This is a genomic window from Streptomyces sp. A2-16 (genome assembly GCF_018128905.1).
In the GTDB taxonomy this organism is placed as follows: domain Bacteria; phylum Actinomycetota; class Actinomycetes; order Streptomycetales; family Streptomycetaceae; genus Streptomyces.
On sequence record NZ_CP063808.1, the window covers coordinates 1109545 to 1128316 of the forward strand.

The 18772-nt window shown below is 72.0% G+C and carries 18 protein-coding genes; 13 read left to right on the forward strand and 5 right to left on the reverse strand.

Annotation, left to right across the window (positions count from 1 at the left end; all coding sequences use genetic code 11):
* Nucleotides 1-14 precede the first annotated feature (14 nt).
* The 4 genes from IOD14_RS05255 (at nucleotide 15) to IOD14_RS05270 (ending at nucleotide 3896) form a co-directional block, all read left to right on the forward strand.
* Nucleotides 15-1667 (forward strand): glycoside hydrolase family 20 protein, encoded by a 1653-nt coding sequence (locus IOD14_RS05255; protein WP_212669759.1) that lies wholly within the window; start codon nucleotides 15-17, stop codon nucleotides 1665-1667.
* 214 nt (nucleotides 1668-1881) lie between these two features.
* The gene (locus IOD14_RS05260; RefSeq protein WP_212669760.1) at nucleotides 1882-2646 is read left to right on the forward strand and encodes a DUF4328 domain-containing protein; all 765 of its coding nucleotides are present in this window, start codon (nucleotides 1882-1884) and stop codon (nucleotides 2644-2646) included.
* Between the two features lie 85 nt (nucleotides 2647-2731).
* On the forward strand, nucleotides 2732-3235 hold the full coding sequence (locus IOD14_RS05265) for a hypothetical protein (protein ID WP_123991248.1): 504 nt from the start codon (nucleotides 2732-2734) through the stop codon (nucleotides 3233-3235).
* A gap of 76 nt (nucleotides 3236-3311) precedes the next feature.
* A complete protein-coding gene (locus IOD14_RS05270) occupies nucleotides 3312-3896 on the forward strand; it encodes a hypothetical protein (protein WP_212669761.1) in 585 nt (194 codons plus the stop codon).
* A gap of 27 nt (nucleotides 3897-3923) precedes the next feature.
* On the opposite strand, the gene IOD14_RS05275 is transcribed toward IOD14_RS05270, so the two are convergent.
* The gene (locus IOD14_RS05275) at nucleotides 3924-4385 is read right to left on the reverse strand and encodes a DUF1877 domain-containing protein (RefSeq protein ID WP_212669762.1); all 462 of its coding nucleotides are present in this window, start codon (nucleotides 4383-4385) and stop codon (nucleotides 3924-3926) included.
* Nucleotides 4386-4586: 201 nt separating this feature from the next.
* On the opposite strand from IOD14_RS05275, the gene IOD14_RS05280 reads away from it, so the two are divergent.
* On the forward strand, nucleotides 4587-4991 hold the full coding sequence (locus IOD14_RS05280) for a hypothetical protein (protein WP_174269214.1): 405 nt from the start codon (nucleotides 4587-4589) through the stop codon (nucleotides 4989-4991).
* 94 nt (nucleotides 4992-5085) lie between these two features.
* Here the strand turns inward: IOD14_RS05280 and IOD14_RS05285 are convergent, their stop codons facing one another.
* Nucleotides 5086-7362 carry a peptidoglycan recognition protein gene (locus IOD14_RS05285; RefSeq protein ID WP_212669763.1) on the reverse strand — a complete coding sequence of 759 codons (2277 nt, stop codon included), beginning with the start codon at nucleotides 7360-7362 and terminating at the stop codon, nucleotides 5086-5088.
* Between the two features lie 271 nt (nucleotides 7363-7633).
* Here IOD14_RS05285 and IOD14_RS05290 point away from each other — a divergent pair, with 271 nt between their 5' ends.
* The 3 genes from IOD14_RS05290 to IOD14_RS05300 all read left to right on the forward strand — a co-directional run bounded on the left by IOD14_RS05290 (nucleotide 7634) and on the right by IOD14_RS05300 (nucleotide 12363).
* Nucleotides 7634-8251, forward strand: coding sequence for an RNA polymerase sigma factor (locus IOD14_RS05290; protein ID WP_123991252.1), 618 nt, complete (start codon nucleotides 7634-7636; stop codon nucleotides 8249-8251).
* Entirely contained in the window at nucleotides 8248-9117 is an 870-nt protein-coding gene (locus tag IOD14_RS05295) for a hypothetical protein (RefSeq protein WP_212669764.1), read from the forward strand. Before IOD14_RS05290 ends, IOD14_RS05295 begins: the two co-directional genes overlap by 4 nt.
* Nucleotides 9118-9429: 312 nt before the next feature.
* A complete protein-coding gene (locus tag IOD14_RS05300) occupies nucleotides 9430-12363 on the forward strand; it encodes a BTAD domain-containing putative transcriptional regulator (protein ID WP_212669765.1) in 2934 nt (977 codons plus the stop codon).
* 25 nt (nucleotides 12364-12388) lie between these two features.
* Here IOD14_RS05300 and IOD14_RS05305 read toward each other — a convergent pair whose 3' ends face one another.
* The 3 genes from IOD14_RS05305 to IOD14_RS05315 all read right to left on the reverse strand — a co-directional run bounded on the left by IOD14_RS05305 (nucleotide 12389) and on the right by IOD14_RS05315 (nucleotide 14893).
* Nucleotides 12389-12973 carry a sigma-70 family RNA polymerase sigma factor gene (locus IOD14_RS05305; protein WP_212669766.1) on the reverse strand — a complete coding sequence of 195 codons (585 nt, stop codon included), beginning with the start codon at nucleotides 12971-12973 and terminating at the stop codon, nucleotides 12389-12391.
* 181 nt (nucleotides 12974-13154) lie between these two features.
* Nucleotides 13155-14045 (reverse strand): hypothetical protein, encoded by an 891-nt coding sequence (locus IOD14_RS05310; protein ID WP_160160166.1) that lies wholly within the window; start codon nucleotides 14043-14045, stop codon nucleotides 13155-13157.
* Nucleotides 14046-14056: 11 nt separating this feature from the next.
* Nucleotides 14057-14893: a lytic transglycosylase domain-containing protein gene (locus IOD14_RS05315; protein ID WP_123991257.1), complete on the reverse strand. Its 837-nt coding sequence runs from the start codon at nucleotides 14891-14893 to the stop codon at nucleotides 14057-14059.
* Nucleotides 14894-15319: 426 nt separating this feature from the next.
* Here IOD14_RS05315 and IOD14_RS05320 point away from each other — a divergent pair, with 426 nt between their 5' ends.
* The 5 genes from IOD14_RS05320 to IOD14_RS05340 all read left to right on the forward strand — a co-directional run bounded on the left by IOD14_RS05320 (nucleotide 15320) and on the right by IOD14_RS05340 (nucleotide 18626).
* On the forward strand, nucleotides 15320-15970 hold the full coding sequence (locus IOD14_RS05320; protein WP_249125838.1) for a hypothetical protein: 651 nt from the start codon (nucleotides 15320-15322) through the stop codon (nucleotides 15968-15970).
* Nucleotides 15967-16248: a hypothetical protein gene (locus IOD14_RS05325; RefSeq protein ID WP_123991259.1), complete on the forward strand. Its 282-nt coding sequence runs from the start codon at nucleotides 15967-15969 to the stop codon at nucleotides 16246-16248. Before IOD14_RS05320 ends, IOD14_RS05325 begins: the two co-directional genes overlap by 4 nt.
* 80 nt (nucleotides 16249-16328) lie before the next feature.
* Nucleotides 16329-16610, forward strand: a complete 282-nt coding sequence (locus IOD14_RS05330) for a hypothetical protein (RefSeq protein WP_123991260.1) — start codon at nucleotides 16329-16331, stop codon at nucleotides 16608-16610.
* Nucleotides 16610-17380, forward strand: coding sequence for a hypothetical protein (locus tag IOD14_RS05335; protein ID WP_123991261.1), 771 nt, complete (start codon nucleotides 16610-16612; stop codon nucleotides 17378-17380). Before IOD14_RS05330 ends, IOD14_RS05335 begins: the two co-directional genes overlap by 1 nt.
* Before the next feature lies 1 nt (nucleotide 17381).
* Entirely contained in the window at nucleotides 17382-18626 is a 1245-nt protein-coding gene (locus IOD14_RS05340) for a hypothetical protein (protein WP_212669767.1), read from the forward strand.
* Nucleotides 18627-18772 lie beyond the last annotated feature (146 nt).

The following is an 18772-nucleotide window of genomic DNA, read 5'->3' on the forward strand; positions in this document are numbered from 1 at the left end:
CCTAGGTTGACGATGTGAGCCAGCACAGGAAGCGACCGGAGAAACAGACGCGGGGGCTGATCGCGGGGGCGGTGGCCGTCACCGTCGCGGCCGGAGTGGGCCTCGGGCTGTGGGCGGGCGGCGACGGCGACCCGGCCGGATCGGCCATGCCCCAGGCCCAGTCGCCCTCGGGGACCAGAACGGACGGCTCCCGGGCCCCGTCGAGAATCCCGAGCCCGGCCCCCAGCCCCACCCGGTCCTACCCGCTGTCCACCACACCGCGCACCATTCCCGCCGTCCGCGCCCACACCCCGGCGCGCGGCCCCGGCTGGCGTCCCGCCGCCGGCCGGCGCGTGCTCGTGAACGACGCCGACCTCGCCGACGAGGGGCGCCTGCTCGCCGGTGAACTCGGGCTGACGTACGCCGGGCAGAAGGACGACGTCCGCGCCGGGGACGTACGCCTCACGATCGACGCCGCCAAGGGGGCGAACCCGGAGTCGTACCGCATGACCGTGCGCGGCGGGCGGGTCGCCATCAGCGGGCCCAGTGACGCGGGCGTGTTCTACGGCACCCGCACGCTCAAGCAGGAGGTGCACGGCGGCGGTACGGCGCCGGAGGGCGTCGTGCGCGACGAGCCCGCCAAGCCGGTGCGCGGGTTCTCGCTGGACATCGCGCGCAAGAACTTCACGGCCGGCTGGATCGAGGACCGGGTCCGGGAGCTGGGCGAGCTGAAGTACAACGAACTCCAGCTGCACTTCTCCGACGACCAGGCGTTCCGCATCGAGTCCTCCTCGCACCCGGAGATCGTGTCCGCGCAGCACCTGACCAAGGCGCAGGTCAAGAGGATCGTCGCGCTCGCGGCACAGCGGCACATCGCCGTCGTACCGGAGATCGACTCGCCCGGGCACCTGGGGGCCGTCATCGCCGCGCACCCCGAGCTCCAGCTGCGCAGCGCGGCGGGATACGCGGCGCGCGGGGCCGTCGACATCTCCAATCCGGCCTCCGCGAAGATCGTGGACGACCTGCTGAACGAGTACGCCGGTCTCTTCCCCGGCGCCGACTGGCACCTCGGCGGGGACGAGTACCGCGCGCTGATGGTGTCCAACCCCGAGGGGACCTACCCGCAGCTCGCCACCGCCGCCCGCAAGGCCTACGGCACCGGCGCCACCGTCGAGGACCTGACCACGGGCTGGCTCAACGACCGCGCCGAGACCGTCCGGGCGCACGGCAAGACCCCGCGCGCGTGGAACGACGGCTTCTTCCGGAACACCGCCGTCCGTGCCGCCGGCGACATCCGGGTCGGGTACTGGACGGGCAAGGAGATCGGCGCCCGGCAGCCGGTGGAGTATCTGAGCGCGGGCCGCAAGGTCGTCAACTACAACGACGAGTTCCTCTACTACGTCCTCGGGCAGCCCAACAGGTTCTTCTATCCGACGGGGCAGCGGATCTACGAGCAGTGGACCCCGAGAGTCGTCCGCGGCACGGCGGCCGTCCCGGCCAGGTACGACGACCAGATCCTCGGCGGGTCCTTCGCGGTCTGGTGCGACTTCCCGAACGCGCAGACCCAGGACCAGGTCTCGGCGGGCATCCGGATGCCGCTGCGGGCGACCGCCCAGAAGCTGTGGGCCCCGGGCAGGCCCGCCCTGACCTGGACCCGGTTCAAGGCGCTCGCGGACCGGCTGGGCTGACCGGCTGGGCTGACCGGCTGGGCTGACCGGCCGAGCTGACCGGCCGAGCTGACCGGCCGAGCCGAGAACCGGCGGTTCCCGGCGATTCCCTGTGGACGTACGGGGTGGGCGAACCGTATGTTCCGCATGCCGCGCGTGAGGCTCTGGGGAGAACCCGCGCGGCCTGCGGAACATCCGCAGCTCGCTGAACATCCACGTCTCGGGGGACCTCACCATGCTCTGCACGCGCTGCCACCACTTCGAAGCCGCACCGGACGGCGTCCTGTGCGCACAGTGCGCCGCCTCGCCCGGCTTCCAGGCCCCGCCGCCCGGCGCGCCGAAGCTCTGGCTGCGCTCGCCGGTCGGGCTCGGGCGGGCCACCGCGATACTCCTGGCGGTGACCGCGGCCGTCGACGTGTTCGCCCTCGGCGCCGACCTCTACCTGTACGACGTCACGGGCGACATCCTCGGGGGCGGCACCGGTGCCGCCGTACGGGACCGGTCCGACCTGGCGGACACGCTCACCGACGCGGCCGGTGTCGCCCAGGGGCTCATGCTGTTCGTCTGCGCCGTCGTCTTCGTGATCTGGCTGTGGCGGGTCCGGCGCAACGCCGAGGTGTTCGCCCCCGACGGGCACCGCAAGGCGCGCGCCTGGGTGATCGCCGGCTGGGTCGTGCCGATCGCGAGCCTGTGGTACCCGCGCCGGGTCGTCGTCGACATCTGGGACGCCAGCAGCACGCGGGAGAAGCCCGAGGGGCATGGCCTGATCAACGCCTGGTGGACGCTGTGGCTCATCTCGAACACGGTGGGGCAGGTCCTGTACGCCGCGTTCGACGAGGCCGACACCGCGCAGCGGATCCACGACTCCACGGCGCAGATGATGGCCGCGGACGGTCTGGACCTCGTGGCCGCCCTGCTCGCCGCCGCGCTCGTGCTGCGGCTGACCCGGATGCAGGACGAGAAGGCCCGGCGGGGACCGGCGGTACCCGCCGGAGTGTGACGGATTTGGTCCGTCCTGCTGCGAACTGCCGTACGAATGTGGTGTATTCGGGCCCTGACGGTACCGAGCAGCCGGGGGGCCGGGGATGGGCTACTGGGGTTACTTCGTCGTGGGCCGCGGGGAGCGGCCGCTGGCCGAGCTGGACGCGCTGGCCGGCGCCGAGGGCATGGTCCTGCGCGAGTCGGCGCCCGGCGGATGGCAGGTCTGGGAGTACGCGAGCGGCGAGGGCGACGTCGGCAACATGAACGCCCTCGCCCTGGAGACCGGTTCACCCGCGCTCTTCGGATACGTCATGGACAGCGCGTCCGTGGCGGTGGAGGCGGCGGGGCCGGAGAGCGGGGCCTGGACGACCTGTCTGGCCCGCGCCGCCATGGCCGGGTTCATCGGGGGCGGCGAGGAGGGGCTGAACCTGGACGACTACTTCCTCGAACCCCGCGACGCGGCCGTGCGGGCCGTGGCCTGGGCCGCGGAGGCGGGGCACCAAGTGGCCGAGGGGCCGCTGCTCGACGTACTGGGCGCCGAACCCGACCCATTGGCCGAAAACCTCTTCTTCCGTATGCTCGACCGACTCGGTGTGGTGCCCCTGTGACACTCCCGGGCCATCGCGCGCAGTAAGGGGAAGTGCGGGTTCCGTTAGGGAATACCGCTTGGCGAGGGAGGCGTGGATGAGTCTGGTGGAGCTGATCGGCCAGGCCGACGAACGCGGACTGGCCGCCAGCGGGTTGGCTTGTTTGGATCGGTGCGTGCCACTGCTCGGCGGCGACGACGAGGTGCTCCGGCCGCTGTGGGCGGGGCTCGCGGACGACGCCGGGGCCGAGGAGTGGGGCGAACGGCTGGAGCAGGTGCGGGGGAAGCTGGGCGGCGGCGAGGAGTTCGGGCCGGCCGACGAGGAGTGCTCCGGCGAGGACGAGGCCGTGCTGATGGCCCGTCGGATGCTCGCCGCCGCGCCGGTCGAACGATCCGCCGCCGCGGTCCGGGAGTGGGCCGACACCTGCTCGGTCGCCGCGCTGCGGATCCACCGGCTGCTCGATCCCCTGAAGGACGCCGGCGACTCGGTCGACGCCCGCCGCGAGGGCCGTACGGAGGGCATGTCCCCGCTCGTCGCTGCCGAACTGCGCCGCCAGATCACCGTCCTGGAACTCCTCGCAGGACACGGCCCGGCAGGACTGCGCCCGGCCCTGGAGGTCTCGACCGAGGGCCGGCGGGTGCTGCGCGCGGTGGTGTCCCGCAGGAGCCGCCGGCGGGGGTGAGCACCGGTGGCTCGGTGGTGAAGCGGCTCAGTGGATCAGCCACTTGACCACCGCGTCCCCGTACTGCGCCGTCTGCCCGTAGAACGCCGTCAGATCCCGGTGCGCCGCCGCGAACACGCCCCGCGCCTCGCGTTCCGCGGCCGCGCCGCCGTGTCTTGGCAGCAGCTCCTCGCGGGCGATCACCCACAGGGCCTCGAAGTCGGCCGCGTCCAGGTAGGTCGAGACGCGGTTGGCCCGGGCCGCGGTCAGCAGCAGGAAGGGCGGCTTGTCGTGGTCGCCCGGGTAGACGGGCAGGCCGCCGAGGACCACCTCGGCGCCGGCGTAGAGGAGTTCGTGGTCCAGATAGGACTTGTCCAGCACCTCCTCCCGGTGCCGTCCTATGCGGTCGCGCACGGCGTCCCAGTCGTCCTCGAACAGCCGTTGCATCCAGTTCGCGCTGTTGCGCAGGGCCGAGGGCGGCACCGCGCGGAGATGGAAGTAGTCGCTCATCAGAGACAGGAGCGCAGGGGAGCGGGGAATCGTCACTCTGCCGTCAACCTCGCTGCCGAAAGGGTCCTGTGACCGTCCGGCAAGGGATACGGCGAAGGTGCGTCGGTCCTGCGGAAGGTCCCCGATTCACGTGACGAAACACCTCGCCAGAACGCTTATCCCCGTGTGACGACTGATGTGACGGCTCATACGACAGCTCATGTGACGACCCGCCAGACATCCGCGCCCACCCCCAGACACCACGCCGCGGCCAAGCCCGTGCGCTGGGCGGCCGACGCGGTGTCGGCCCTGCGCGAGGGCGCCCGCGTCCGGCTCGACTACTCGGCGCAGAGCCTGTGGCGCGTCGACCGGCTGATCGAGGAGATACGGCGGGAAGGCGCGCCGTACGCCGCCGTGGAGACCGTGCTGCGCGGGTTCGGCGCCTACGCCGGTGAGGTCGTCGTCCGTCAGACCGGTGCCGAGTGGTGGACGAGCGGCGGCGAGCACTGGGTCCGTACGCCCGACGGACGGCTGTGGGACCCGGTGGACGAGGCCCGCCGCTGCTTCGCCGGGGACGGCTCGCTGCGGCTGCTGTGCCGGGACGCGACGGGTGGCGTGCGGCGCTGACCCTCCACGTCGTGGTGAACGCGGAACGGGCGTCCGCTCCCCGGGACGCGGGGAAGCGGACGCCCGAGCCGGTGGCCACGCCGGGCCGGGGGCCCTACTTGACGTAGACCAGACCGTCCGTGGTGATCGTCGGGCGGCCGCTGGTGCCGACCACCACGATCTTCACGGTGTGCTTGGCGCTGCTCGACCAGGACTTGGTCCAGATCGCCTGGCGGTAGGCGGTGGTCGAGGACTTCAGATCCACGGTGGCTACCTTCGTGCCGTCCACGTACACGTACGCCTGCCCGGAGGTGGACGCCCGCGAGACCACCCACGCGGCGGACCGGCCGGTGAAGGTCCAGGTCAGGCTCGCGCCCTTGGAACCGCTGGAGTACGACTTCCCGCCGAGGTAGCTGGTGGACGAACGGGTGGTCCAGCTGCCGGACCTCGTCGCCGAGGTCTCCTGGAGGATCATCGGCGTGTACGACGGCGACGAGGTGCGGGTGTTGCCCGCGACGTCGTACGCCTTCATCGACCAGGTGCTCGCGGTACCGGGCTTGGCGGTGCGGCTGGAGCTGGTGGTGGTCGGGCCGAAGGTGGCCGTCGTCGGGGACAGCAGGCTCACCGACTTCAGGGCCTGGGAGTCGGTGGCCTTCCAGCCGAGAGTGACCGGGACGGCGGTGGTGCTGACCGTGCCGGTGCGCAGGGTGACCTTCGGGGTGGTGGAGAAGACCGGCGCGGCGGTGTCGGTCGCGACGGTCAGCGCGGTGGTCGTCGCGGTCCTGCCGGACTGGTGCACGGCCCGCACGGCGACCTTGTGGGTGCCCGCGGTCAGGGTGGTGCTCGCCGATGTGGCCGTACCGGAGGTGGTGGCGACGACCTTGCCGTCGACCAGCAGCTCGACCTTCGAGATCAGCGAACCCGGCGTGGTGGCCGACCACTTCGCCGTGATCGCGCCCTTCGAGTAGTACGTCGAGCCGGACAGGGTCGCGCCGGTCAGCGAGGTGAGCTTCAGCCCCTGCACCGGGCCGGAGGCCCAGGCGCGGAGGGTGGGCAGCTGGGCGTACAGGGAGGTGCCGGGGCACTCGGTGGCGTAGCCGTCGCGGTGGCCGGAGATCCGGTTGAAGGTGTAGAGGGAGCCTGCGGTGAAGCTCGTACCGGCGAGGTTCCGCTGGGTCGCGCCCGCCTTCAGCTGGACCGTGGAGTTGGGGTCGACGCCGTACTGGCCGAGCTTCCAGGCCGCGATCCGGGCGACCGAGGTGAGGGCCGCGTTGGAGGCACCCGCGTCGGTGTAGTTGCCGAGGACCGCGATGCCGGTGGACTCACGGTTCCAGCCGTAGGTGTGCGCGCCGAGGACCGGCAGGTCCACGCCGCCCTTGCGGCCCTCGAAGATCGTGCCGCACTTGTCGACCAGGAAGTTGTAGCCGATGTCGTTCCAGCCGTTGGTCTGCGTGTGGTACGCGTAGATGCCCCGGACGATCGCCGCCGAGTCGGCGCACGAGTAGTCGTTGGTGCCGTCCGTGTGGTGCACGAAGACGGCCTTCACATCGGCGTTGTACTCCGACGGGTCCGGGCTGAGCGACTCGTCGGCACCCCAGCCGGCGCGGGAGACGATCGAGGGCTCCGGAACCGTCGACGGGGGCGCGGTGGGGACGGTGGCGGTCGGAGTCGGCGTCGGTGTCGGTGTGGGCGTGGGGGAGACGGTGGCCGTCGCCGTGTCCGTCGGTGACGAGGAGGCGCTGTCGCTCTCGGTCGGTGACGAGGTGGGCGTCGAGGTGGGCGTGGGGGCCGGCGTCGAGTCGGGCGTCGAGGTGTCCGTCGGGGTCGGTGTCGGCGTCGTCGTCCCGTCCACGGCGAACGCCGCCGGGTCCGTGTCGTCGCCCGCGCTCCGCTGCTCGGCGGCCGTCGCGATGCCCGGGTCGACGAGGTTGACCTCGAGTCCCTTGGGCAGTCCGGCACTCGTGGTGCCGTCCTCGTGGACGACCTGCGCCTGCACGCCGTCCGAGGGGCCGACCCACAGCGGTTCGGAGGCGCCGCGCGCCCCGCTGCGCTCCTCGGGGTCCTCCGGCGGGTCGATGTTCGTCTCCAGGTCCTGCCAGGCGGACCACTCGCCCGTCGCGCTGCTGCGGGTGCGCACCTGCGCCGTGCCCTCCAGCGGCCTGGTCACCCCCGTCCAGGAGACACCGAGCAGCGAGAACTCCTTGGTCCCGGTCCGCGGCAGTTCCCGCTTTCCGGTCGCGGTGCTCTTCAGCGTCAGGTCGTAGACCTTCACCGGCCGCTTGGGCTGTACGTCCCGCGCTGCGTCGGCCGACGGACTGGCCACGGCATAGGTCGCGATGCCGCCGCCCCCCAGGACCACCGCGCCGAGTGTCAGCCACGCCCTCCGCTTCATGCTGAGCGGTCTGTACGCACGGCTCTTCCGACGACTCACTGCCCCACCCTTTTGATTTGGTCACAGAAACACCACCTGTCACACAGGTGGCACTTACACAGCGTGCGAACGCAGCCAGGTGTTACTGGTGTTCGACAAGAGGTGCCCGGGATGTCCGACCAGCTGTGACACTTCCGCGAAGCCCGGCGCTGTTGACCATGGGGGACATGGGCAAGGGCGACCGCGCCGTACGGTGCGCAACCGCCACGAACCGGCACGGACAGGAAAGTTTTTGGGCCAGGGAGGGGAACCCCGCCGCGTGCAGGCGTACGACGGGGAACTGGGCGCGGCCGTCGCGCGGGCCCAGGAGGGCGACGAGACCGCCTTCGCGGTCGCCTACCGGCTGGTGCAGCCGGGACTGCTCGGCTATCTGCGCGGGCTGGTCGGGGAGGACGCGGAGGACGTGGCCTCGGACGCCTGGCTGGAGATCGCCCGGGACCTGGGCAGGTTCAGGGGCGACGGGGCCGGGTTCCGCGGCTGGACCGCGACCATCGCCCGGCACCGGGCCCTGGACCATCTGCGCCGGCAGAAGGTGCGGCCCCGGTCGGCGGCGCTGGAGCAGGACATGCTGGACCTGCCCGGCCCGCACAGCACGCCCGACCAGGCGCTGGAGTCCCTGTCCACCCAGTACGCGCTGGACCTGGTCCGGGGGCTCCCGAGGGACCAGGCCGAGGCGGTGCTGCTGCGGGTGGTGGTCGGCCTGGACGGCCCAGCCGCCGCCCGCGTCCTCGGCAAGCGCCCCGGCGCGGTGCGTACGGCCGCGTACCGGGGTCTGAAGCGGCTCGCGCATCAGCTGGGCGTCGAGAGTGTGACGGATGACGGCCCCCGGACGCTGGGGGAGTCGACATGACAGGCCAGGACGCCACGTCGGACAGGGACGGACACGGCATGGGTGACGAGCGGAGCGGCGATGCCTCCGGCCGCCGGCATGCGCGCTCGGCGAAGGCCGTGCGGGGGCGGGCACGGGGCGACGGCTCGGTGCCCGGCCGGGAGGAGTCGTACGGCCACGAGTCCCCGTCCGGCGACAGCCCCCTGGAAGCACTGCTCGCCGCGGCCATCCGTGGGGAGAAGTGCGAGGACGAGGCGGAGCGCCGGGCCGTGGGCGCCTTCCGGGCGGCGAGGGACGCGGGGGAGCATCGGGCGCGGACGCGGCGGCGCGACGACTGGCGGCCCCGCACGCGGTGGGGCAGGGCGCGGTCGTTGAGGGTCACGCTCTCCGTGCTCCTGGCGAGCCTCACCCTCGGCGGGGTCGCGTACGCGGCGATCGGCTCGGCGGGCGGCGGTGATGACCGGGGCGCGGCACGGGAGACGGACGTACGCCCGAGCGTCTCGGCGGGCGCCCCGGCCGGGTCGCCCAGCGGCGCGCGGTCCTCCGCGCCCGCTGCGTCCGGCCGCCCGCCCACCGCGAAGGACACCCTGGCCCACTGCCGTGTGTACGAGAAGCTCGGGGACCACGGCAAGGCGCTGGACTCCACGGCGTTCCGGCGGCTCGTCGCGGCGGCCGGCGGCGAGGCGAACGTGAGCGCCTACTGCGCCGCGCTGACGGACGCGGCCGACGCGAAGAGCGTGGACGGGGCCAAGGGCACGGCGAACGCGAACGCGAACGCGAACGGCGGAGGCAACGCCGAGGACGCGGGCGGCGCGAAACCGGGGAAGCAGAAGGACAAGGCGAGTGGCGGGCAGAACGCGGACGGGAACGCGTCCGGCAAGCAGTGACCGCTGGAGCCGGCGCCGCGCCATCTGGTCGCCGTGGTCAAGAGAGGTTGAGGATTCGCGTCAGTCCGCCGCCGCTCAGGAACGCAGCTTGGGCAGCAGCGCCCGGACGGTCTGCGCCATGGCCGGCCAGGCCGCCGTGACCTGCTGATCCGTCAAGGGGGTCAAGCTCTGCACCTGGACGTCGCACTCCAGGTCGCTGTCCCGGACCACCAGTCGGAGGTCGCTACGGACGCCGCGGCCTCCTCGTGGCACCTGGCCGGAATCACCCTTTCGATCTGACGTTCGGCATATCGGCGGCTACTGTCCTGGACCGTGGAGGAAAGTGGATCAGAGACCCTCCGGTTCTCGCTGCTCGGCCCGCTGCGTGCCTGGCGGGGCGCTGCTGAACTGGCACTCGGCTCCCCTCAGCAGCGTGCCGTGCTCGCGGCCCTGCTGCTGAGCCGGGGGCGGGCGGTCGCCGTGCCCGATCTCGTGGACGGGATCTGGGGCGCAAAGCCGCCTCAGGGCGCCGTCGCGATGGTGCGCACCTACATCTCCCGCCTGCGCAGGCTGCTTGAGCCCGAGCGGACACCGGGACAGCCGTCCGCGCTGCTGGTCCTCATCGGAGACGGATACGCCTTGCGGACCGACAGGGTCTCCAGCGACCTGGCCGAGTTCGAGGAGGCGGTGGCGCGGGCCGAGCGCCGCCGGGCGGTCGGCGACGGACCCGGCGCGGTCCGTTTGCTGCGTACCGTCCTGGCCACCGGGGAGGGTACGGCGCTGGCCGGAGTACCCGGCCCCCTCGCCGAAGCCGCGCGGACCGATCTGGCCGAACGGCGGCTGGGCGCCTTGGAGTTGCGGCTGTCCATGGAACTGGAGCTGGGTCGGCACGAGGCGGTGGTGCCGGAACTGCTGGCGCTGCGCGACGCGCATCCGCTGCGTGAGGCCGTGAGCGAGCTGTTGCTGACCGCCCTGTACCGGTGCGGGCGGCAGGCCGAAGCGATGGAGGCCTACGCCAGGACGCGCCGCACCCTGGTCGACGAGCTGGGCATCGAGCCGGGCCCGTCCTTACGTGCCGTACACGCACGACTTCTGGCCGGTGACCTCGCGCTCGCCCAGCCGAAGCTCCACGCACCGGCCGACGGCACCCATGCCCCGGACAGTCCCGGTGCGGGGCCTCACGAGGAACCGGACGCTTCGTCAGCGGCCCGCCGGACCGGGGCCATAGGCCCTGCCCAACTTCCCGCCGACCTGACCCTGTTCACCGGTCGTCGCGCCGAACTCGACCATGTCGCAACCCTGTTGCCCGAGGGTGATGGTCCGCCCGGCAGCGCGGTCATCGGCGTCGTCGACGGAATGGCCGGGACGGGCAAGACCACTCTCGCCGTGCACTGGGCCCACCGGATCGCCCACCGCTTCCCCGACGGCAGTCTCTACGTCAACCTCCGCGGCTACGACCCGCACGGCTCCCGGATGCTTCCCGGCTCCGCGATCGAGATGTTCCTCGTCGCGCTCGGTGTGGCTCCGCAGGCCGTCCCCGAGGGACTCGACGCGCAGGCCGCCCTCTACCGCAGCGTCCTCGCCGGCCGGCGCGTCCTGATCGTGCTGGACAACGCCCGTGACACCGAGCAGGTACGGCCGCTGCTGCCCGGCACACCCGGCAGCCTCGTGATCGTCACCAGCCGCAGCCGGCTCAGCGGCCTGGTCGCCGGGCACGGCGCACATCCGATCACGCTGGGCGTGTTGAGCACCGAGGAAGCGTTCGAGTTGCTGACCCGGCGGCTCGGCAGCGCCCGCGTCGACGCCGAACCGGAGGCCGTCGCCGCCATCGCCGATCTCTGCGCCCGGCTGCCGCTGGCCCTGGCCATCGTGGCGGCCCGCGCCGCCCACCATCCACACTTCCGGCTCGCCGCCATCGCCGAGGAGCTCCGGCACGACCACGGCAGCCTCGACGCGTTCGTCGGCGACGTCGTCGGTAGCGATGCCCGTGCCGTGTTCTCCTGGTCGTACCAGGCGCTGTCGCCCGGGGCGGCCGGGCTCTTCCGCCGCCTCGCCCTGCATCCCGGTCCCGACATCACCACCGCCGCGGCCACCGCGCTGACCGGTGCACCACCACGTGAGGTCCGCGCTCTGCTGACCGAGCTCACCGGGGCGAGCCTGCTCATCGAACGCGCCCCCGGCCGGTTCGTCTTCCACGACCTGCTGCGCGCCTACGCCGGCGAACTCGCCGAGACCGAGGACAGTGAGAGCGCCCGCGGCGCGGCGCTGCTGAGGATGCACGACCACTTCCTGCACACCGCCCACAACGCCTCCTCGGTCCTCGATCCGTTCCGCGAGACCATCGCCTTGCTGCCGAGCACAACGGGCAGCGAGCCCCTTGGGTTCAACGACCGGGCACAGGCGACCGCCTGGCTGCGCACGGAGCGGTACGTGCTGCGCGCGATCGTCGAACACGCCGCCGCCCACGGCTACGACCGACACGCCTGGCGCACCGCCGCCGCCCTGGACGTCTACTTCAACCGGCTCGGCTTCTGGCACGACCTCCTGGAGATCAACAGCGTGGCGCTGGGAGCGGCTCAGAAGCTCGGCGATCCCAAAGGCCAGGCGTACTCCCTGTGCGGGCTGGGCGTGGCCCACTCCCAGCTCGACCACGCGAAGGCCTCGTTGCGGTACTTCGAACGTGCGCTGGACCTGTTCCGGGACACCGACGACCCGTTCGGTCAAGCCCGTGTCCATCGTGGCCTCGCCTACCTGGCCAACCGGACGGACCGGCGCCTCGCCGCCCTCGACCACTACGCACAGGCACGCGCGCTGTTCCGGGCCGAGGGCGACCTCAACGGCGAAGCGGGGGTGCTCAACCAGGTCGCGTGGACGTACATCCTGATCGGCGACCACGACAAGGCACTCGACTGCGGTCGGGAAGGCCTCCTCCTCTACGAGGAGATGGGCGACCCCTACGGCGCGGCGGCGACGCAGGACACCATCGGTTACGCCTATCACCACCTCGGTCGGCACGAAACGGCCATCGAGCACTTCGAGGTGTCGGCGCGGCTCTTCCGCGGGATCGGCGACCGCTTTCTCGAATCCGAGGTCCTGCGCCACCTCGGCGCCGCCCGCCGTGCCATCGGCGACCGGGACGCGGCCCGCGAGGCGCTGGGCTCGGCACTCGCGCTGCTGGAGGAGATGGGCCACGCCGACGCCGAGGACGTGCGCGTGGACCTGCGCGGCCTGGACGCCGACGAGCCGGACGCGGCGGCCGGTCACTGACGTCTTCACAGGCCCTGCCCATCGGTCAGCAAGCCACGTCGGTCTCCTCCTCCCACACCTCTTGCACCGCGATCCCCTGTTCCCGCAGGGCGAGGCGAAGGCTGCGCAGCGCGTAGTACACGCGGGACTTCACGGTGCCCCGCGGAATCCCGAGTTCGTCCGCGGCCTGCTGGGTGGTGCGGTCCGCGAAGAACGTCGCCAGGAGCACCTCACGGTGTGCCGGCGTGAGCTTCTGCAGGGCCTTGTGCAGCACCAGGGACGACAGCATCTGTTCGATGTCGTCGACCTCGGCGCACATGTCGCCCAGCCAGCTGGTGCCGCTGATCTCCAACGGTCGCGCCATCCGGGTCCGGTGCGCGTCGATGACGAGGTTGCGAGCGACCCGGAACATCCACGGGCGTACGGCCATTCCCTCGTCATCGGTCAGGTTCCGGCTGTTCCAGCAGCGCAGCAGTGTCTCCTGGAGGACGTCCTCCGCGCGGTGCGTGTCCCCGTCCAGCATGCGCAGTACGTACGAGTAGAGGGCCGGCCCGTGCTCCAGGTAGAGGTCGCGCAGCGCCCGTTCCTCGGGAGAGACCGCGCTCGCCGATCCGATGGCCGTCACGTTCATGGATTACTCCTGCTCCTTGGGTCGACCTGCCCCGGCCGATCGCGGGCCGGAGCGGGGTCTCCTGGGGGAATGGAGTGTTCCGAGGGACGTTCCACGTCCGTTTGACGCTCGTTGTACGAGCCGATTGACGGGCCGGTCAGGGGTGGTGCGCGGAGGGAGTGCGCGGGGTGGCCCGCGGGATTCAGGCGTACACCTCCTCCAGCGCTCCCACGTGCCTGTGGACCAGTTGGGCGAGTTCGGTGTGGCCGGGGGGCAGCGGACCGCGACGGTTCAACATGCCCCACATGTGCAGCAGCTCGCGTCCATGGACGACGGAGGCCCGTTCGTCGTCGAGCCGCTGCCAGGACGCCGCCGCCCGGGTCACCTCCGTCGGCGCCCGCTCGTCCCCGGCCCGGCACCGGATCCGGGCCACGGCCAGTGCCAGCACGACGGCCTCGCGGTAGTCGCCGCGCAGGTGCGCGAGGTACGCCTCCAGAGCCCGCGCCTCCACCGCGTGCGGATGCTCGGCGCCCACCGATCCGGTCAGGCTCTCGCGCAGTGCGGTCGCGTCGGCGAACGCCTCGTCGAGTCGGCCGGTGGTCGCCAACGCGTTGATACGGCCGATCTGTTCGGCGAGTTCGGCGGGCGGCAGGTCGACGGCGGGGGCGGGTTCCTGCGCGGCGGTACGGGCGGCGGCCGTGGCGCGGGCACGGGCGACCGCGGTGGCGATGGCGGAGGCGGCCACCGAGGTGGCGCCGGGGGTGGTGGAGGACGGGGGAGCGACGTCGGGGGACGGCTCGAAGGCCGGCTCGGGTTCCGGCCGGGATGTCGGCTGCGGTTCGGGTTCCGGTGCTTCCTCGGCGTCGTACCCGAGGATGTGGCTGGAGCCGTCGGGCAGCACCTGGAGGACGAAGTGGGCGGCGCCGGGACCGTTCTCGACCGTCGCCTCGACGGCGGCGTCGCGCTCCTCCGCGTGGCGCTGCAACTGGTCCAGCACGGCCTCGTGCACGGACTGGCCCGGCGCGGGGACGAGCGGGTCGCCGTCGATCTCGGCGAGGCCCTCGTCGCAGATGTACACCTCGAAGTGGTCCATGGCTGTCCTCCTCATGCGGCGGGTTCGGCGGTGTCGGTGAAGCTGGGGGTGACGCCGGGGGTGGCGCCCGTGGGCGGGGCGGCGATGCCCTGGTACTTGGCGAACTGGGCGCGGATGGACAGGACGTAGCTCAGGGCGTCGTTCGACTGCGGGACTCCCTTGGCCGTCTTCACGGCGTCCATCCCGATGGCGTAGCCGGTCAGAGCGAGGTCCAGGACGCTGTTGGTGGTGGTGCCGTTCTCGTCGGTGGACTTCACGATCGTGCCGTCGTCGAGCAACTTCTGGCCCTGGTCGGCCAGGTCGCACATGTAGCGGCCCTGGGCCATGATCGAGTCCGCGTTGTCCGTCGCCTGCGTCTTGCCGTTGTCGTCGTCGTCCTTGCCGTACTGCTTGAAAACGTCCGGCGGCAGCTGCGAGATGCCCACCTCGCCCCTGGGGCCGACCAGGGTCGCGTTGAAGCCGGACGCCTTCTCCACCTGGGAGGCGATGACGATCGGGCCGATGGCGTCGCACAGCTTGCCGGCCTTCTGGATGGGGTCCACCAGGTCCTCGGGGACGGTGGAGGTGTCCAACTCGCCCTTGCCGTCGCCCTGGAGGACGGTCAGCATCCGGTTCGCGGTGTCGTTGTCGCTGCTGTAGTTGTCGGCGCTGCCGCCGCCTCCTCCGAAGAGCAGGATCAGCGCGATGAGCGGGGCCAGCAGGACACCGAAGCCGCCGAAGATGATGATGAGCGGCACGGCGCCCGCTATGGAGAGCGGGATCAGCATGCAGCCGCCCGCGCCGGCGCCGGCCATCCCGTACATGACGGCCTTCGAGCTGCCGCCCTCCTCGCTCTCTCCCGCACCCATCTCTGAACCGCCTTCTCTCATCTCGGCTTGAACCGCTGTGGCCGCATGGCCCGTTGTGTCGTCCGACGGCCCCGGTGGATCGAAACGGGCCGCACAGCCAAAAAGTTCAAACCAGTGGAAAACCGGATGAGTCAGAGCAGCGGAAGTACGAGCAGCGAAGAGGGAGGCGGGAAGAACATCATGGGCACTCCTTCGGCGACACCGCCGGGCCCGCAGTCATGGGTGAGGGGACCGAAGTCCACACAGTCGGCGCCGCCGGCACCCCCGGCGACGGACGGTCCCGCGCCCGCACCCGTCGGACCTCCCGCACCGGCCGGACACCAGGACCCTGTCGGTCAGTCGGTGTACTCCCCGCAGCACGGCTTCGGCGGAGGGCTGCCGTCGGCACCCGTGCGGCAGGCGGCGCCGGCACCTCGGGCGCAGGCCGTGGCACAGCCCGCGCCGCGGCCCGCGGCGCCTGTCGCCCTCCGGCCCGCGGCCCCCGACCTGTCGCCGGCCGCCGCCCCTCGGACCACGGCGCCCGCCCCGCGGCAGGCCGCTCCCCGTCCCGCCGCCCCCGCGCGCAAGGCCCCTCCGGCCCGCGCGGCGGAGGCCGGCCGGGGCCGGCCGAAGCGGCCCAGGACGGCAGCGCGGGGCAGGTCGCGGGAGGACGTCGGATGGGTCAAGGCGCACGGCGGGTCCGGCGCGACCTCGCTGGTCGAGGCCCTCGGCGGAGTGGACCTGGGTGCCCGCTGGCCGGAGCCCGCCCGCGGCGAGCCGTACCGGATCGTGCTGGTCGGCCGGACCAGCGCGGCCGGACTGCGGGCCGTCTCCCAGGCGCTCGGCGCGCTCAAGGACGGCAAGGCCCCGCAGGGGCTCGAACTGCTGGCCGTGGTCCTCCTCGCCGACGCCCCCGGACGGCTGCCGCTCAGTCTGCTGCGCCGGATCCGGGTCCTGCGTTCCGTCGCCCGCGTGCACCGCGTGCCGTGGATCCCGGCGTGGCGCACCGGCGACCACCCGAAGTACGTACCCAGGCAACTCGTCACGCTCTCCAAGCTGGTGGGCGGCGAGCTCTACGGCGAGGGAGCCGTGTCGTGAGCCAACTCCTTTCCGGCGCACAGAACTTGGCCGCCTGGGATCCGGGCGGCGACGGCCAGATGATCCTCAACGTCCTCTGCTGGGGCGCCTCGGCCTGCGGCGTCGCCGGGCTGATCATCGTCGGCATGCAGATGGCGCTCCAGCTGCGCCGCGGCGACCCGGGCGAGGGCGGCGAGCACTTCCGCGGTGTCTTCTACGTCGTCCTCGCCTGCGTGATCGCCACCACGGCCGGTCCGCTCGTCCTGTTCCTCGGCGACCTGACCCTTCAAGGCCCTTAAGGCCAACACGCCTTCCAGTAACGCAAGTTCACCCTCACGCCCACCGCTCAGGCCGGGCGCCGACTCCTCGGAGAATCCCCATGTCCGCACTGCTCGAAGCCACCAACGTCCTCGCCGCGGGAGTTCCCCAGCCGAAGGGCAACGCCCCCGCCGAACTGACCAACAAGGTCGACCTCGTCCTCGGCATCCTCGCCTGGGCCGGCACCGCGGCCGGCGTCTGCGGCGTGCTGGTCACCGGCGCGATGATGGCCATATCCGTCAAGCGGGGTGAGAGCTCGGAGCACATGAGCCGCCTCGGCATGGTGCTCGGCGGCTGTGTCCTGGTGGCCACGGCCGGCCCGCTCGTCAAGTTCGTCTTCTGATGGGACGGGCAGTTGGTCTGTTCCGGCGCGGAGAACGGCGGTCCGAGGAGGCCGGGCCGTACTGGAAGCAGCGCAGCTGGCAGGCATCGGCGGGGTTCCTCGGGCTGGTCGTCGTACTGGGCGGGGTCACCGCGCTGACGTCCGGCTCGGACACCGGCGGCGACCGTGTCAGGTCGTCGGCGTCCAACGGCCCGCTCTCCGGTACCTCCACCAGGAAGGACGGCCGCCCCGCCGGCTGCCGTACCGACGACAGCGCGGGCGACGCGATCCCCACATCCGTACCCAAGGACATCAGCTGGCGCGCGCTCGACGTCGGGCGGGTACCGGTCTCCGCCTCGGCGGGGCCGACCAGAATCCAGGGTGCCGTGTGGTGGTGCTTCGCGCACACACCCATGGGCGCCGCGCTGGCCGCCACCGTGATCCCCACCCAGATGAGCGGATCCCAGTGGCGCACCGTCACCGACCAGCAGGTCGTCGCCGGGCAGGGACGCGAACTGTTCGTGTTCCAGCGCACCGGCGTGCCGGACACGGACGGTACGAACAGCGCCCCGGCCACCTCGTCGTACGCCGGGTTCCAGGTGACCTCGTACACCGGCACGGCGGCGAGCGTCGGACTGTTGATCAAGAGCGCGCAGGGCTATGCCAGGACCAGCGTCGAGGTGCGCTGGAGCGGTGGCGACTGGAAGATCCAGCCCGACGGAAGCGGCGGACTGTACTCGCAGTTGGCCTCCGAGCAGAGCGCGGTCGGCTACACGCTTTGGGGGGTTTGACGTGGCGGCCTGCAGCAACGGGAATCCGCTCGCCGACGCGGTCACCGGTTTCTTCAGCTTTCTCGGCGACCCCGTCGGGACGGTCATCGGTCTGATCGCCAAGAGCATCCTCGCCGCCGCGATCGCGGTGTTCGCGGGGCTGGCCGAGAGCGTTCCGACCCTGGACGACACGACCACCTCGCACGACCTCAGCGACAAGACATCGTGGATCGTGGTTTATCTGGCCGTCGGTTCGCTGTTGTTCGCGGCCGGCAAGATGGCGATCGAGCGCAGGGGCACCGCGGGCGTCACCGCGCTCAAGGGCATCATGCGCGTCGTCCTCGTCTCGGGCGCCGCCACCACCATCTGCCTGGCCGCCGCGAGGATCGCGGACAACTACTCCACCTACCTGTTCGGCGACTCCGTGCAGAAAGCGCTGGACAACATCGGCGCCTGCGGCGACAACAGCAACATCCAGTCCTTCCTGCTGCTGGTCCTCGCCTTCCTGCTGCTGCTCGCGGGCATCCTCCACACGATCCTCATGTACATCCGGCTCGGCGTCATGATCATCATGCTCGGCACCCTCCCGATCGCCGCCGCGGCCTCGATGACGGACTGGGGCGCCGGCTGGTGGCGCAAGCACATCGGCTGGATGATCTCCTGGCTGCTCTACAAGCCCGCGGTCGCTCTCGTGCTGAACGCCGGCATGTCGATGATCACCGTGGGCCAGAACAGCAACACGGGCGCCAGCGTCAACACCCGCATCGCCGGTATCGGCGTGATGCTCCTCTCCGCCATCGCGCTGCCCGCGCTGCTGAAACTCATCGTGCCCGCCGCCGCGGCCATGGGCACGGGCAACCCGATGGCCGCCACGGGCCAGGCGGGCAGCCAACTGGCGACCGGTGCCGTGCAGGTCGGCGCCATGAGCGGCGGGTCCGGCGGTGGCGGACAGGCGGGCCCGAGCGGAGCGAGCAGCAGCGGCAGCGGCGGTGCCAGCGGCTCGTCCGGGTCCGGTGGTTCATCCGGTTCCAGCGGCTCGGACGGTGCCAACGGTTCATCCGGTTCCAGTGGGTCGGACGGCGCCAACGGTTCATCCGGTTCGCGCGGTGGGGGCGAGGTCGCGAAGGGCGCGGGCAAGGAAGCCGCCGCGATGGGCGGCCCTGTCGGTATCGCGGTCCTCGCGGCCGTGGCCGCGGCCCAGGTCGCCGGCTCGACCGTCTCCGGCGCCGTCGAGGGCGCCGACGGCGAACTCGGCAACAACAAGTGAGCCCGGGGGAGTCGACGACACCCAAGCCGTACGCCCGTCGCCGCCTCCCCTGACGAACGGCCGCCGGGCTCCCCTTCCCCCAGGGGGCCCGGCGGTCAGCCCATCCCCCCAACTCGCGCCGTACCCACGTCACTTCACGAAAGGAA

What these genes read in the sequence shown, in the direction of transcription:
- IOD14_RS05260 (WP_212669760.1), top strand. Translation starts at nt 1,882, where the DNA reads ATGCTCTGCACGCGCTGCCACCACTTCGAAGCCGCACCGGACGGCGTC.
- IOD14_RS05265 (WP_123991248.1), top strand. Translation starts at nt 2,732, where the DNA reads ATGGGCTACTGGGGTTACTTCGTCGTGGGCCGCGGGGAGCGGCCGCTG.
- IOD14_RS05270 (WP_212669761.1), top strand. Translation starts at nt 3,312, where the DNA reads ATGAGTCTGGTGGAGCTGATCGGCCAGGCCGACGAACGCGGACTGGCC.
- IOD14_RS05275 (WP_212669762.1), bottom strand. Translation starts at nt 4,385, where the DNA reads ATGAGCGACTACTTCCATCTCCGCGCGGTGCCGCCCTCGGCCCTGCGC.
- IOD14_RS05285 (WP_212669763.1), bottom strand. Translation starts at nt 7,362, where the DNA reads ATGAAGCGGAGGGCGTGGCTGACACTCGGCGCGGTGGTCCTGGGGGGC.
- IOD14_RS05295 (WP_212669764.1), top strand. Translation starts at nt 8,248, where the DNA reads ATGACAGGCCAGGACGCCACGTCGGACAGGGACGGACACGGCATGGGT.
- IOD14_RS05305 (WP_212669766.1), bottom strand. Translation starts at nt 12,973, where the DNA reads ATGAACGTGACGGCCATCGGATCGGCGAGCGCGGTCTCTCCCGAGGAA.
- IOD14_RS05310 (WP_160160166.1), bottom strand. Translation starts at nt 14,045, where the DNA reads ATGGACCACTTCGAGGTGTACATCTGCGACGAGGGCCTCGCCGAGATC.
- IOD14_RS05315 (WP_123991257.1), bottom strand. Translation starts at nt 14,893, where the DNA reads ATGGGTGCGGGAGAGAGCGAGGAGGGCGGCAGCTCGAAGGCCGTCATG.
- IOD14_RS05330 (WP_123991260.1), top strand. Translation starts at nt 16,329, where the DNA reads ATGTCCGCACTGCTCGAAGCCACCAACGTCCTCGCCGCGGGAGTTCCC.
- IOD14_RS05335 (WP_123991261.1), top strand. Translation starts at nt 16,610, where the DNA reads ATGGGACGGGCAGTTGGTCTGTTCCGGCGCGGAGAACGGCGGTCCGAG.